We start from the raw sequence: 14519 nt of genomic DNA on the forward strand, positions 1-14519 counted from the left end.
GTCAGGCGGCGACGGCGTGTTCGCCGCCGAAGCGCTTTTCGATATAGGTTTCGACGAGCTGGTGGAACTCGTTGGCGATATTGTCGCCGCGCAGCGTGAGGGCCTTTTCGCCGTCGATGAAGACCGGCGCGGCGGGCGCCTCGCCGGTGCCGGGCAGGCTGATGCCGATGTCGGCGTGCTTGCTCTCGCCGGGGCCGTTGACGATGCAGCCCATGACGGCCACCTTCAGCGTCTCGACACCCGGGTATTTCTTGCGCCAGACCGGCATCTGCAGGCGCAGGTAGTCGTCGATCTGCTTGGCCAGTTCCTGGAAGGTGGTGCTCGTGGTGCGCCCGCAGCCCGGACAGGCGGTGACGCTCGGCACGAACACGCGCAGGCCCAGGGCCTGGAGGATTTCGTTGGCGATCAGCACTTCCTGCGTGCGCGACTCGCCTGGCTGCGGCGTGAGCGACACGCGAATCGTGTCGCCGATGCCCTCCTGCAGCAGGATCGACAGCGCCGTGGCCGACGCCACCGTGCCCTTGGTGCCCATGCCGGCTTCGGTGAGGCCCAGGTGCAGCGGGTACTCGCAACGCTTCGCAAGTTCGCGGTACACCGAGATCAGGTCCTGCACGCCGCTCACCTTGCACGACAGGATGACCTGGTTGCCGGCCATGCCCATCGACTCGGCAAGCTTCGCGGACTCGATGGCCGAGGTGATCAGCGCCTCGTACATCACCTGCTTGGCGTCCCAGGGCTCGGGGCGCTGGCTGTTCGTGTCCATCAGGCTGGCGAGCAGTTCCTGGTCGAGGCTGCCCCAGTTCACGCCGATGCGCACTGGCTTGTTCCAGCGCATCGCGGCGTCGATCATCTGGCCGAACTGCTTGTCCTTCTTGTCGCCCTTGCCCACGTTGCCGGGATTGATGCGGTACTTGCTCAGCGCCTCGGCACAGGCCGGATAGTCGGTGAGCAGGCGGTGGCCGTTGTAGTGGAAGTCGCCGATCAGCGGCACGTCGATGCCCATGCGGTCGAGCTGCTCGCGGATGTAGGGCACCTGGGCCGCGGCCTCGGGCGTGTTGACCGTGATGCGGACCATCTCGGAGCCCGCGATGGCGAGTTCCTTGACCTGGATCGCGGTGCCGATGGCATCGACCGTGTCGGTGTTCGTCATCGACTGCACGCGCACCGGAGCGTCGCCGCCCACGGTAACGATGCGTGGGCCCCAGACCACGCTGGCCTGGCGCGAGCGGCGCGCCTTGGGCGCCGCTGATTCAATGGGTTGGGGTGTGCAGTCGGTCACGATTTCACCTCGAAGCGCGCTACGCCACCACCGCGGGTGACGGGCTTCAGATCGTAGGGCTTTCCGTTCACCTGCACATCGACCGCCGACGCACGGCCCACCACCACAGAAAGCGGCAGGGTGCCGGACAACCCGACAGTCTCGCCAGCCTGCAGGCTGCGGCGCAGCAGTTGTTTGCCACCGACTTCGGTCACGGTGATCCAGCACTCTTCGCGCGCAACGAAAACCAGTTGCTGGCTGCTGCTCGCGACGCCAGCGGGAGATGCCGCGCCGGGCGCGACGGTTGCAGGAGCGGCTGCAGCAGGCGCAGGCCCATTGACGGCAGCAGCGGGTGCGACACCCGCCGGCCCGGTGGGCGCCACGGCTTGCACGGGAACGTTTTCTGCCACGACGCCAGGCGTTCCCGAGGCTGCTCCGCCCGCAGGCGCTTCGCTCGTCGAAGATGCTTCAGGTTCGCCGCGCGATGTGAGGCGCGACACCGAGGCGCCGATCTGGTCGAAAACCGACTGCGGCAGCCAGAACAGCGCGCCCGCGCCGATCAGCAGGAGCACGACCACCGTCAGCAGCGCCCGCGACGGCAGCACGCTGGAGCGCCCGCCGTTCCAGCGTGGCGTGCCGGAGACGATGTTGGTCTTCAAGGTCCGGTCGGCCACCGCCAGACCCGCCTGTTTGGTGGCCGGCAGCTTGGCGAGCACTGGCGCCGGATCGATGCGCAAGGCGCGGCAGACGCTGCTGGCCAAGGCACGCGCGAAGACAGGATCGGGCAGCGAATCGATGTCGTCCGCCTCCAGCGCCGCGAGCTTCTGCGGCGGCACCTTGAGGGCGGCCGCCACCATTTCGATGTGCAGTCCGTGCGCCTCGCGCGCTTCGCGCAGCAGGTCGCCGGCCGTCTTGTGCGCGATGTCGCTTTCCTCGAGCGGCAGTGCCGCGGAGGTTCCGAACTCCGAAACCCGTTCAGTCATTGAAATTCCCGCGCTCGTACGCTGATGCCTCCCGCGATTGAGGGAAGCGGCGTTGCAGTTGGCCTCCCAACTGCGCGATCGCCTCGCGGTTGTTGAGCTTTCGTTCGATCTTGATGCCGAGCCACAGCGTCTCGGCACTGGCCGAGGGACTGTTGTTGACGCGGCGAATGTAGAACTGCGCGCGCTGCCACTCCTCGCGCTGCGCCAGCACCGACGCCAGGTTGAAACCGACCACCGGATTGCCCGCGTCGATTTCGTAGGCCTGCAAGAGGCTGCGCTCGGCCTGCGGGCGCAGCCCGGCCTTGAGCTCGCAGACGCCTTGCGTCATGAGCGTCTTGGCGCGGTCGTTATAGCTGGGTACGGCGAGCGCTTCGGTGAACTGCTGCGCCGCGTCGCCAAAGCGGTTCTGCTGGCACAGCAGCCAGCCGTAGTTGTGGCGGATGTTGGGGTCGCGCGGTGCGATCGCGATCGCGCGGCGGAAACTGTCTTCGGCCAGACCCGCATCTTCCAGGCGCATGTAGACGAGGCCGCGCAGGTTGTAGGCGTCCGCGTAGTTGGGGTCGGCCACCAGCGCCTGCTTGATCTCGTCGAGCGCGACGGTGGTCTGCCCATGCTCGAAATAGCCCGACGCCAGTTCCATGCGCAGCCGCGCGCGGCGCTGGCGGTTGGTTTCGTCGGATTCGGTGACGATCTCGGCGCCCTTGCCCGAGCTGGTGTCGGCCAGGCTGGTGGTGGTGGTCCGCGTGTTGACGCAGCCGGCGAGCAGAAACGCCACGGCGACACCGGCAAGGCTTGCAGCCAGGATGCGCTGCGTGCTCGCGGTGATCATCGGAAAGGCCTTGCTCATCGGTTCAATGCTCCTGGGAGACGGTGGGGTTCTTGCGCATCGGGTGCAAGACAACGGGACGTTCGGTTGCACGGCGCTGGGCCATGCGTTCGGCGGCGCGGGTGCGGTCCTTGACGTCGCCAGCGAGCTGCCCGCAGGCGGCATCGATGTCGTCGCCGCGCGTCTTGCGCACGGTGGTCACGAGGCCCGCCTCGCTCAGCGTCCGGGCGAACGCCAGCACGCGCGGCTGAGGTGAACGCAGCAGGCCCGAGGCTGGAAAGGGGTTGAACGGAATCAGGTTGAACTTGCACGAGACGTCGTGCTTGCGCACGAGCTCGACCAGCTGGCGCGCATGTTCGGGCTGGTCGTTCACGCCGTCGAGCATGCAGTACTCGAAGGTGATGAAGTCGCGCGGCGCATGTTCGAGGTAGCGCTTGCAGGCTTCGAGCAACTCGGCGATCGGGTACTTGCGATTGAGCGGCACGAGGTCGTCGCGCAGCGCATCGTTGGGCGCATGCAGCGAAACGGCCATGGCCACGGCGCAGTCGGTGCCCAGGCGGTCGATCATCGGCACGACGCCGGAAGTCGACACGGTGACACGGCGGCGCGACAGCCCGTAGGCGTTGTCGTCGAGCATGGTGCGCAGCGCGGGCACAAGCGCGGTGTAGTTCTGCAGCGGCTCGCCCATGCCCATCATCACCACGTTGGAGATGACGCGTTCGTCGCGTTTCAGGTGCTTGCGCAGGAAGTGTTCGGCAAACCAGAGCTGGGCGACGATTTCGCCCGTGCTCAGGTTGCGGCTGAAGCCCTGATGCCCAGTCGAGCAAAAGCGGCAACCGACCGCACAGCCGGCTTGGGACGACACGCACAGCGTGCCGCGGTCGTCCTCGGGAATGAATACGGCTTCGACGGCATTGCCGTCGCCGACGTCGAACAGCCACTTGATCGTGCCGTCCTTGGATTCGTGCTGCGTGAGGACCGGCAAGGCCTCCACGCGCGCGGTGGTCGCGAGCTTCTCGCGCAGCGACTTGGCCAGATCGGTCATCTGGGTGAAGTCGCTGGCGCCACGCTGGTGAATCCAGCGGAACAGCTGCGTGGCGCGGAAACGCTTCTCGCCGAGTTTTTCGCAGAACGCGGCCAGTCCCTCGAGATCGAAGTCGAGCAGGTTGGCCGTGGTCATGGAATCAGTCGGCAGACAGCCTCAGCGTGCGTAGACGTTGAGGCCGGCGAAGAAGAACGAGACTTCGTTCGCTGCGGTTTCAGGAGCGTCCGAACCGTGCACGGCGTTCGCGTCGATGCTGTCGGCGAAATCGGCGCGGATGGTGCCGGCGGCTGCCTTCTTGGGGTCGGTGGCGCCCATCAGGTCACGGTTCTTGGCAATGGCGTTCTCGCCTTCGAGCACTTGCACGAACACGGGGCCCGAGATCATGAACTCGACCAGGTCCTTGAAGAAGGGGCGCTCCTTATGGACCGAGTAGAACTGTTCGGCTTCGTTGCGCGACAGATGCACCAGCTTGGCGGCAACGATCTTGAGGCCGGCGGCCTCGAAGCGGGAAACGATCTTGCCGATGACGTTCTTGGCAACGGCGTCGGGCTTGATGATGGAGAGGGTACGTTCGATAGCCATTGAAATGCTTCCTGCAGCTTTGATTTTGAAGTGTTTTGTCACAACTGCAACGAGTTTGTTTCGCCACCAGTCGACAAAGCCTCTGATTTTAACCGGCCCAGCCTCCGGGATTGGTGAAAACCCCGCGAAAGCCGCGCCGCGACGGCTGGCTTTCAGCGTCCGCGTCGGCGCGAGCCTGCCGGCCCGCCGTAGCCACCACCGCCCGAGGTACCACCGCCGCCGGTGCGACGCCCCCCCGGTCCTCCGCGCTGCTCCTTGCGCTGGCGCGAGAAGCTGTCGGCGCCGATGTAGCCCAGCGAGGTCTTCATCGGATCGGGCTGGTTGGCGCCGCTCGGCTGGCGATCGTCGCCTTGTTGGCGATTGCCGCCGCCCTGCCCCTGGCGGTTGTTGCCGCCGGCATTGCCACGGCGCTGCTGCGGCGGGCCGCCGTTGCCACCACCGCCGCCACCGCGGTTGGCTCGGCCACCGCGATCGCCGCGCGGCGGACGACCGTCGCCCAGCGGATTCGGAATGGGCGCCTCGCGCCCGTCATCGCGCATCTCGCGCGGTTGCTGTTGTCCTTGCCCCTGACCTTGGCCGCCGCCATTGCGGTTGCCACGGCGCTTCTTGTTGCGTCCGTTGCGGCCACCGCCTTCGGGACCGCCAGGGCCACGTTGCTGCGGCGCCGCGGGGCGGGCCGCCGCACCGCCCGAGGCCTGGAACAGCGCACGGATATCGCGCTCGTCGAGTTCCATCCAGGCGCCGCGCTTCAGACCGCGCGGCAGCACCATCGCGCCATAGCGGATGCGAATCAGCCGGCTGACCGCATGGCCCACCGACTCGAACAGCCGGCGCACTTCGCGGTTGCGGCCTTCGGAAATGGTGACGCGATACCAGCAGTTGGAACCTTCGCCGCCGCCCTCTTCGATGGTGCCGAACTGGGCCATGCCGTCTTCGAGGCGCACGCCGTCGAGCAGCTTCTGCTTCTCTTCGCTGCTGAGGGCGCCCAGCACGCGCACCGCGTACTCGCGCTCCAGGCCGAAGCGCGGATGCATCAGTTGATTGGCCAGATCACCGGAACTGCTGAACAGCAGCAGGCCTTCGGTGTTCAGGTCGAGCCGACCGACCGATTGCCACTTGCCCTGCTGCAGCCGCGGGAGCTTGCGGAACACGGTGGGCCGGTTCTGCGGGTCGTCATGCGTGACCACTTCGCCGACCGGCTTGTGGTACGCGATCACGCGCGGCGGCGGCGGCGCGATGCGGTAGCGGATCGGCTTGCCGTTGATCTTGACCTGGTCGCCGTACTGGATGCGCTGGCCGATGTGGGCGGGTTCGTTGTTGACGGAAATGCGGCCCTGCAGGATCAGCGCCTCCATCTCGAGCCGCGAACCCAGGCCGGCTTGTGCGAGCACCTTGTGCAGCTTGGGCGAATCGGCCTCGGGCAGCAGCACGCGCTTGAGCGGCGGCACCTCGGGGCTTTCCTCGTCGGCGTCGAACTGGCCCGAGATGACGTCCGAGAAGCGGATCGGCTCGGTCGGGGGCGCGTTGCGTTGCTCGCGTTCGGCGGCACGGCGGGCACGGTCGAGGTCGTCTTCTTCCTCGTCGGGCTCTTCGTCTTCGTCCTCATCGTCACCCTGGTCGCCCTGGTCGCCTTGATCACCACGGGGAGCCTCTTCGGCAGGACGCTCTTGGCGAGCGGCTGCTACAGGAGCGGCTTCTTCGGATGCAGCCACTGGCGACTCGACTGCCGGCTCAACAGGCTCGGCTTGCTCGACTGCTGGAGATACCTCGGCCTCATCGGCCACAGCCTCGACGACCTTCTTCTTGCGCGGGCGCCGCTTCTTGGGAGCCTCGCCATCGGCAGGCGCTGCGGAGTCGATGCCAGCATCCGCAGCTTGCTCAGGCGCCGGCGCCTCTTTCTTCTCGGATTCAGGCGCGATCGGCAGGTTTCCCGCGTCGTCGATGTCAGATGGGCTCATGGGGTTTTTCCGGAGGAACTGCGTGGGGATCGACCTCGTCCTGGGACGCGGCATCGGGGTCGGAATCGGTGGTAACGGGGGCGGGCTCGGCTTCGGCGGGAGATTCGGCCTCTTCGCCCGCGGAAAGCGGGGCTTCCTCCGCTTCGGCAACGTCAGCGGACGCAATGTCTTCGGCTACTTGCGCTGCGGCGGCTTCCAGCACTTCGGGGGCGGCTTCGACGGAGTCGCCGGCGGACAGCGGCGCCTCTTGTGGCATCACATCTGCATCGCCAACGGCGGACGCATCGGCATCCGACTCGGCAACGGCGTCCATGGGCAGGCCCTGCTGGCTGCCGGACGCCTGCTCGAGCGCATCGACCAACGCGGCCTGCTGCGCGGGGGTTTCGATCAGCGGCAGTTGATCGAGCGAGGCCAGGCCGAGGTCGTCGAGAAACTGGCGGGTGGTCGCGTACAGCGCGGGCCGGCCAACGGTTTCGCGGTGGCCGATCACTTCGACCCAGCCGCGGTCCTCGAGTTGCTTCAGGATCAGCGAGTTGATCGTGACGCCCCGAATATCTTCCATGTCGCCGCGCGTGGCCGGCTGGCGGTAGGCAATGATGGCCAGGGTCTCGAGCGCGGCGCGCGTGTAGCGCGGCGGCTTCTCGGGGTGCAGGCGATCGAGGTGGTCTCGCATCTCGGGCCGGCTCTGGAAGCGCCAGCCGCTGCCGACGCTCACAAGCTCCAGGCCGCGTTGCGCCCAGTCTTCCTGCAGTTCAAGCAACAGCACCTTGATGGTGTCCACACCCAGCTCGTCGTCGAACAGCACGCGCAGATCGCGCACCGGCAACGGCTGACTCGAACAGATCAAGGCGGTTTCGAGAATGCGCTTGGCATCCGCCGTATTCATGGTTCGCGTTATCCGGGAAAAGGCGCCTCAAGGGCGCTTGTTCAGAAGGATGAAAGAAGAGGCGTTGCCGGCACGCGGCGAGTGCAACGCAGGGCCGGCTTAGGGAGGCCGGCGCGGCCCTTGGGCCGTCAGGCGCGATTGTAGTCCAGCCCCCAGGACTGCAAAGCCTGAACGAGGTCCGGCGGCGGCAGCGAGTGGAACTCGAGCGCCGCCTGCGTGACGGGATGCACGAAGGCCAGCCGGAACGCATGCAGCGCCTGACGCGCGAGCCCCACGGCCGGAGCGCCGCCGTAAAGCGCATCGCCAACCAGCGGATGGCCGATCGACGCCATGTGCACCCGAATCTGATGGGTGCGGCCCGTTTCGAGCGTGCAGCGCACCACACAGCCTTCCGAATGGCTGTCGAGCCGCTCGATCAGCGTGCGGGCCGTCTTGCCCGAATGGCGCTCCAGGTCGACCACGGCCATGCGCAGCCGGTTGCGCGGATCGCGCCCGATCGGCGCATCGACCTGGCGGGCCGCGGCGCCCACCCACGGCTTGTGCCCGATGGCGAGGTATTGCCGCTTGACCTCGCGCGCGGCGATCAGCGCCACCAGCGCGTCCATCGCGGCACGGGTGCGCGCGACGACCATCAGCCCGCTGGTGTCGCGGTCGAGCCGGTGCACGATGCCCGCGCGGGGCAGCAGCACGGCCTTCGGGTCCAGCGCCAGCAGCCCGTTCAGGAGCGTGCCGCTCCAGTGCCCCGGGGCCGGGTGCACGACGAGGCCGGCGGGCTTGTCGACGATGCGCAGGTGCTCGTCCTCGAACACGGTGACGAGATCCATCGGCTCGGGTCGGAAGGCCTGGCTCTGGGGCGTGGGGCGCAGCTCGATGCGCCCCGCCTGCCCCGCGCGCACCGTGGCCGAAGCCTTGGTGAGCGTGCGGCCCTGGAACTCGACGGCACCGGCCTCGATCAATTGCTGCAGGTAACTTCTGGAAAATTCGGGCACCAGGGCGGCCAACGCACGGTCGAGCCGCTGGCCGTGCAGTGCTTCGCTGACCACAAAGGGACGCAGCTCGCTCGGTTCGACCGGATCGGCGCCCTCTTCGAGTTCCATGGTTTCCGGGGGATCGGCCAAAGGGTCGGTCGATATAATTGAAGGCAACTGTTTCACGAAAGCCGTATGTGATGTTTCGCGCCAAATTATCGGTCCCTGCCTGGATCGCGCTCAGCGCGGCGGCCTTGCTCGCTACCGGCTGCTCCTCCACCAAGGAAGACAAGACCGCTTCCTGGAGCCCTAACCGCATTTACTCGGAAGCCAAGGAAGAGTCCAGTTCGGGCGCCTACGACAAGGCGGTTCCCCTGTATGAAAAGCTCGAAGGCCGCGCCGCCGGCACGCCGCTCGCGCAGCAGGCTCAGCTGGAAAAGGCCTACGCCCAATACAAGGGCGGCGAAAAGGCCAGTGCCATCGCCACCATCGACCGCTTCATGAAGCTGCACCCAGCCAGCCCGGCGCTCGATTACGCGCTCTACCTGAAGGGCGTCATCAACTTTAACGACGACCTGGGCATGTTCGCCTTCCTCACGCGCCAGGACCTGTCCGAGCGTGACCAGAAGGCCGCCAAGGAATCGTTCGAGTCGTTCCGCGACCTCGTGACGCGCTTCCCCGATTCGCGCTATGCGCCCGACGCGCGCCAGCGCATGAACTACATCGTGAATTCGCTCGCGCAATACGAGGTTCACGTGGCTCGCTACTACTACACGCGCGGCGCCTACCTCGCGGCCATCAACCGGGCACAGATCGCACTGGCCGACTACCGCGAAGTGCCGGCGCTCGAAGAAGCCCTGTACATCATGGTGAAGTCGTACGACGCCCTTGGCATGAAGGACCTGCGCGACGATGCCCAGCGCGTGCTGACCACCAACTACCCACAGAGCACCTACCTGGCGAACGGCTTCAAGGGCAACAACGACCCTTGGTGGAAGGTCTGGTGAGGTAAGAGAGCCTCCGGCTCTTCACTTCGCTTCGTGCTGCTCCCGCAAAGGGAGGCACATCAGTACGGGTTCTTGAGGGCGCCGATGGCGCTCTCGAAATCTGCCTCGGTTTCGAGCCGCCGCATCGGCGGCAGCGCCGCCAGCAAGCGGCGGCCATAGCCCATCGCCACCAGCCGGGTGTCGCAGATTGCCAGCACGCCGCTGTCGGTCTCGCGGCGAATCAAACGCCCCGCACCCTGCTTGAGCGCCACCGCCGCCTCGGGCAGCGAATAGTCGCTGAACGAACTGCGCCCTTGCGCTTCGAGGCGCTGCGAACGCGCCTCGACCAGCGGATCGTTGGGCGGCGGGAACGGCAGCTTGTCGATCACCACCAGCTGCAGCGCATCGCCGGGTGCATCGAAGCCCTCCCAGAACGACGCCGACGCCACCAGCACGCAGCCGGCACGCCCCTCGTTCGCGCCTTCGCGGAATCGCTCCATGAGCACACGCTTGGGCAGTTCGCCCTGGACCAATACTTCGGGTCGCACTGCCGCATCGAGCAGCTCGAAATGCTGTTTCATCGCGTCGCCGATGGTGCGCAACGCGCGCAGCGTGGTCGTCAGCACCAGCGTGCGTCCGCCGAGCTCCGCGGCGCCGCGTGCGGCCAATTGCGCAACCTTCGCGCTGTGCGATGGGTCGTTGGGTTTCGGAAAGACGCGCGGCACGTACAACGCCGCTTGCGATGCATAGTCGAACGGGCTCTGCACGCGCAGCACCTCGGCATCGCCCAAGCCGCAAGGCTCGGTGAACCAGCGCAGCGTGGGCTCGTCGCCCAGCGTGGCGGAAGTGAAGACCCAGGCGCGGCGGTCGTGTTCCCGCTCATGCGCCGCGGGGCGCTCGCCGTACGCGTCGGTGTCGCTGTCGTCGCCGTCGTCCGGCTCGCTGATCTTGAGCACGCGCTTGCGCATCGCCTCGGCAATGTCGAGGGGCGACTCGATGAGCCGCAGTTGAGAGCCCACGTCCACCCAGCGCACTGAATCGACCGCACACGGCAATGCGAAGCGCGCCGAGCGCTTGGCGAGCTGCTGGGCCCGCTCGTGCAGGCGCACGAAGTCAGGAGAAATTTCGCTGACGGTATCGAGCCCTTCGGCTGCAAGTTCGAACGAATGCTGCAGGTCTTCGAGCGCCTTCTGCCAGGCACCCGGATCGACGCCCTCGGGCGACTCACCCAGCCAGCGCAGCTTGGCGCCGGGCCATTGCTTGCCGACCACGAGCCGCAACTCGCGCGCGGCGCGCTCGACCGCCGCCACCAGCTGCTGCCAATCGACCAGCCCGCGCGCATGCTGCAAACCGGCGCCCAGCATGTCGCGCGCGAAGTCGAGCGCCTGGCCGCTGCCCAGCTGCGCACCGAGAAATTGCACGCCGGTTTCGTTGAGCTGATGCGCTTCGTCGAACACCACCACGCTCACGCTCGGCAGCAGTTCGGCCATGCCGGTCTCGCGCACCGCGAGATCGGCAAAGAACAGGTGATGGTTGATAACCACGATGTCGGCCGCCAGCGCCTCGCGCCGCGCCAGGTTCACGTGGCAGGGCTTGAACTGCGGGCACTGCGCGCCCAGGCAGTTCTCGCGCGTGGACGTGATGAGTGGAATGAGCGGCGAGCGCTCGTCGAGCCCCGGCAGCTCGGCCAGGTCACCGGTGCGCGTGGCCTTGGACCATTGCTCGATCTTGGCGAGCGTTCGCAGGCTGCCGCGTTCGGGCAGCGAGGCGTCGTGGCGCGCCGTGTCGAGCCGATGCAGGCACAGGTAACTGCCCCGTCCCTTCAATAGCGCCGTTCGCACCGGCAGCCCGAAAGCCTCGACCAAACGCGGCAGGTCGCGGCCGAACAACTGGTCCTGCAAGGTCTTGGTGGCCGTCGACAGCAGCACGCGTTCGCCGCTCAACAGCGCCGGCACGAGGTACGAAAAAGTCTTGCCGACGCCGGTGCCGGCCTCGACCACCAGCACGCCCCCCTGGTCGATGGTGCGGGCCACGGCCATCGCCATGTCGGTCTGGCCCGTACGTTCGCGAAACTGATCGGCGGCATGCGAGAGCACTCCGCCCTGCGCGAACGCATCGCGCACCTTGTCCTCGAGCGTCTCGGTCACGCGGGCTCTCTCGGATCGAGCATGTTCTCCACGCGCGTGATCTGGTCGCGCAGCGCGAGACGGCGCTTCTTCAGGCGCCGCAGCAGGAGCTCGTCTTGCGGCGAGGCTTCGGCGAGGCGGTCGATGGTGGCGTCGAGATCGGCGTGCTCGATGCGCAGTTCGATCAGCTGGCGGGAAAGGGAGTGGAGATTGGAGTCCAACGGTGGGGGTGCGAACGCGAGGTTTGCGCGGCGCATGTTCATTCGATAATACGTCCTGATACGAATTTACGAGAAGACAGGAAGCGCGCCTTCGGCGCACATGTGCTCATGACCCAAGGCTTTCGACTTGCCGCCGCCACCGGACTCCACAAGGGAGACCGCCCCTATCAACAGGACCAGGTGTTGATGATGAGCCATCCGCGCACGCCAGGCTGTGTCCTTGGCGTCATCGCCGATGGCATGGGCGGCCGCAGCGGGGGCCGCAAGGCCTCCGACCAGGTGCTGATGACGGCGCGCCAGCTCTTCACGCGCTACCACCCCGAGCGCGACGACCCCGAGGCCATCCTGCGCCAATTGCTCGACGACGCGCACACGGTCATCAAGCTCACCGCGATCTCCAGCGAGCAGGAGCCGCACAGCACGCTCGCGGCCTTCCTCATGAACCCCAAGGGCGACTGCGCCTGGATTCATGCAGGCGACTCGCGCATCTATCACTTCCGCGACGGGCAACTGGTCAAGCGCACGCGCGACCATTCGTACGTGCAGGCGCTGGTGGATCGCGGCCAGATCAGCGAGGCAGAGGCCAATGTGCATCCGCAGGGCAACATCCTGCTCGGGTGCCTGGGCATGGCGACGACGCCGCCGCCCATCGATCCGCACTACATCCCGAAGATGCAGCCGGGCGACCTGCTGATGGCATGCAGCGACGGGCTCTGGCACTACTTCAGCCCCGCGGAACTGGCGAGCGTGCTGTACGCGCAGTCGCCGCGCGATGCGGTCGAGATCCTGGTGGGAGAAGCGCGTCGCCGAGCCCGCGGCACGGGCGACAACATTTCCATTGCAGTGCTGAAGCTCGATTCGCTGCCGACGACGGCAACGGCCGCCACCGCAACAACGGCCTGATCGCAGCAGCAGCGCCCTCAGCGCGCTGGCGCTGACGCGGGCGCCGCTGGCGGCAGCGGTGCACCGCGTGGCTTCGTGCGATTGGCATTCTGGCGCTCGCGGCTCGCCCTGTGCTCTTCCGCCTTTCGCTGCTTTTCTGCAAAGCGCTCCGCCTCAGCGGGCGCCTCGGCACGGCGTTGAGCGGCCTTGGCCTGTGCGTCGGCGTGCGCCTTCTGCTTGTCGTCGAACTGCTTCTGCCGCTCGGCGGCTTCGGCCGCTGTGGAGGCCCGGCTGGCTGCATGGTCCGCTGCGCGCTGTTCGCGGTCCTTCTGGTCCTTGGCCGACTGGTCGCGCTTTTCCTGCGTATCCGCCGGGCGCTGCGTGGCGGCCTTCTGGTCGAGCTTCTGCTGCTCCGCCGCACCGGCACGTTGGCGCTGGATGTCGTTGATCGCCGTTTCCTGGCGTTTGATGCTGTCGAGCTCCGTGCGCCGGCGGCCGCGGCTCTCGCGCAGGCAATCCTCGACCGCGAATTTCTTGTAGCAAGCCGTTCGCTCCTGCAGGAAGCGCGCCTCGATCGCGTCGCGTTCGGCAGAAAGCCGGGTGCGCTCGGCTTCGAGATTGGCGTTGCCCGCCGCAGCATTCGACTGCGCCCAGAGCGGAAGGCTGGCCAGGGTCATCAGCAGGGCAAGGGCAATTTTTTTCATGTGAGTCGGGTATCGACGATGCGGCGTTCCAGGGAGAGGAACTCGCTCGACTGCATTTCAGTGAGGCGGGAAACCGTGCGCGGGAACTCGTGCGCGAGCGGCCCCTCGGTGTACAACGCCTCCGGCGGGACCTCTGCCGACATGATGAGCTTGACGCGCCGGTCGTACAAGACGTCGACCAGCCAGGTGAAACGGCGTGCTTCCGAAGCCATTCGCACGGGCATGTGCGGCACGTCGGACAAGAGCACCGTGTGGAACTGGCTCGCGATTTCGAGGTAGTCGTTCTGCGAACGCGGTCCGCCGCACAGCGTCTTGAAGTCGAACCAGACCACGCCGCCGGCCTTGCGCCGTGCGCGGATTTCGCGCGCCTCGATGTGCAGCACCGGGTTCTCGTCGGCCGTCTCGGCCAGCTTGTCGAAGGCCTTGCGCATTTCCTTCTCGGCCGCCGCATCGTTCGGCGTGAGATACATGCGCAGTTGCTCGAGCGTGCGGCGCCGGTAGTCGGTGCCGTTGTCCACGCTAAGCACTTCGAGCTTCTCCTTGAGCAGCGCGATCGCGGGCAGGATGCGGTCGCGGTGCAGTCCGCCGGGGTACAGGTCGTCGGGCTTGAAATTGGAGGTGGTGACGAAGCCCACGCCGTTCTCGAACAGCGACACCAGCAGCCGATGAAGAATCATCGCGTCGGTGATGTCCGCCACGTGGAACTCGTCGAAGCAGATCAGCTTGTAGCGCTTCGAAATCCGCAGGCCCAGCTCGTCGAGCGGATTGACCGTGCCCTGGAGCTCCCGCAGTTCGCGGTGCACTTCGCGCATGAATTCGTGAAAGTGCAGCCGCGTCTTGCGGCGCAGCGGCACAGCGTTGAAGAACAGGTCCATCAGGAAGCTCTTGCCGCGCCCGACGCCACCGTACATGTAGACGCCACGCGGCAGCTCGGGCCGGTTGATGAACTTCTTCAGCGCGTTGGAACGCTGGGCCTTGTACTCGGCCCATTCGTTCGCACAGCGGTCCAGCGCCTCCACGGCGCGCAGTTGCGCGGGATCGCTGTGGAACCCGCGCAAGGCGAGTTCCTTTTCGTAAGCCTCTTTGACGCTCAA

General features: G+C 66.7%; 14 protein-coding genes. 2 read left to right on the forward strand and 12 right to left on the reverse strand.

Going from position 1 to position 14519, the window contains the following annotated elements:
• Position 1: 1 nt before the first annotated feature.
• The 8 genes from ispG to VARPA_RS18515 all read right to left on the reverse strand — a co-directional run bounded on the left by ispG (position 2) and on the right by VARPA_RS18515 (position 8635).
• The gene (ispG, locus tag VARPA_RS18480) at positions 2–1279 is read right to left on the reverse strand and encodes a flavodoxin-dependent (E)-4-hydroxy-3-methylbut-2-enyl-diphosphate synthase (RefSeq protein ID WP_013542113.1); all 1278 of its coding nucleotides are present in this window, start codon (positions 1277–1279) and stop codon (positions 2–4) included.
• Complete coding sequence (locus VARPA_RS18485) at positions 1276–2241, reverse strand: helix-turn-helix domain-containing protein (RefSeq protein WP_013542114.1); 966 nt, start codon at positions 2239–2241, stop codon at positions 1276–1278. The genes ispG and VARPA_RS18485 overlap by 4 nt, the downstream gene beginning before the upstream one ends.
• Positions 2234–3088, reverse strand: a complete 855-nt coding sequence (gene pilW, locus VARPA_RS18490; RefSeq protein WP_013542115.1) for a type IV pilus biogenesis/stability protein PilW — start codon at positions 3086–3088, stop codon at positions 2234–2236. The genes VARPA_RS18485 and pilW overlap by 8 nt, the downstream gene beginning before the upstream one ends.
• A gap of 4 nt (positions 3089–3092) precedes the next feature.
• A complete protein-coding gene (gene rlmN, locus VARPA_RS18495) occupies positions 3093–4247 on the reverse strand; it encodes a 23S rRNA (adenine(2503)-C(2))-methyltransferase RlmN (RefSeq protein WP_013542116.1) in 1155 nt (384 codons plus the stop codon).
• A gap of 21 nt (positions 4248–4268) precedes the next feature.
• Positions 4269–4694 (reverse strand): nucleoside-diphosphate kinase, encoded by a 426-nt coding sequence (ndk, locus tag VARPA_RS18500; RefSeq protein ID WP_013542117.1) that lies wholly within the window; start codon positions 4692–4694, stop codon positions 4269–4271.
• Between the two features lie 152 nt (positions 4695–4846).
• On the reverse strand, positions 4847–6652 hold the full coding sequence (locus VARPA_RS18505) for a pseudouridine synthase (protein ID WP_013542118.1): 1806 nt from the start codon (positions 6650–6652) through the stop codon (positions 4847–4849).
• Positions 6639–7538: an SMC-Scp complex subunit ScpB gene (scpB, locus tag VARPA_RS18510; protein ID WP_013542119.1), complete on the reverse strand. Its 900-nt coding sequence runs from the start codon at positions 7536–7538 to the stop codon at positions 6639–6641. Before scpB ends, VARPA_RS18505 begins: the two co-directional genes overlap by 14 nt.
• Before the next feature lie 128 nt (positions 7539–7666).
• On the reverse strand, positions 7667–8635 hold the full coding sequence (locus VARPA_RS18515) for an RluA family pseudouridine synthase (protein ID WP_013542120.1): 969 nt from the start codon (positions 8633–8635) through the stop codon (positions 7667–7669).
• 71 nt (positions 8636–8706) lie between these two features.
• Between VARPA_RS18515 and VARPA_RS18520 the strand changes: the two genes are divergently transcribed.
• Positions 8707–9513 (forward strand): outer membrane protein assembly factor BamD, encoded by an 807-nt coding sequence (locus tag VARPA_RS18520; protein WP_013542121.1) that lies wholly within the window; start codon positions 8707–8709, stop codon positions 9511–9513.
• A 59-nt stretch (positions 9514–9572) separates the two neighbouring features.
• Here the strand turns inward: VARPA_RS18520 and VARPA_RS18525 are convergent, their stop codons facing one another.
• Positions 9573–11639, reverse strand: coding sequence for an ATP-dependent DNA helicase (locus VARPA_RS18525; RefSeq protein ID WP_013542122.1), 2067 nt, complete (start codon positions 11637–11639; stop codon positions 9573–9575).
• On the reverse strand, positions 11636–11839 hold the full coding sequence (locus VARPA_RS18530; protein WP_041943815.1) for a YdcH family protein: 204 nt from the start codon (positions 11837–11839) through the stop codon (positions 11636–11638). Before VARPA_RS18530 ends, VARPA_RS18525 begins: the two co-directional genes overlap by 4 nt.
• Positions 11840–11947: 108 nt before the next feature.
• On the opposite strand from VARPA_RS18530, the gene VARPA_RS18535 reads away from it, so the two are divergent.
• Positions 11948–12742: a PP2C family protein-serine/threonine phosphatase gene (locus VARPA_RS18535; protein WP_013542124.1), complete on the forward strand. Its 795-nt coding sequence runs from the start codon at positions 11948–11950 to the stop codon at positions 12740–12742.
• 17 nt (positions 12743–12759) lie between these two features.
• On the opposite strand, the gene VARPA_RS18540 is transcribed toward VARPA_RS18535, so the two are convergent.
• Together VARPA_RS18540 and zapE are read right to left on the reverse strand one after the other, a co-directional pair.
• Positions 12760–13425, reverse strand: coding sequence for a hypothetical protein (locus VARPA_RS18540; protein WP_013542125.1), 666 nt, complete (start codon positions 13423–13425; stop codon positions 12760–12762).
• A complete protein-coding gene (gene zapE / locus VARPA_RS18545) occupies positions 13422–14519 on the reverse strand; it encodes a cell division protein ZapE (protein WP_013542126.1) in 1098 nt (365 codons plus the stop codon). The genes VARPA_RS18540 and zapE overlap by 4 nt, the downstream gene beginning before the upstream one ends.

The sequence above is a fragment of the Variovorax paradoxus EPS genome (assembly GCF_000184745.1).
GTDB lineage: Bacteria > Pseudomonadota > Gammaproteobacteria > Burkholderiales > Burkholderiaceae_C > Variovorax > Variovorax paradoxus_C.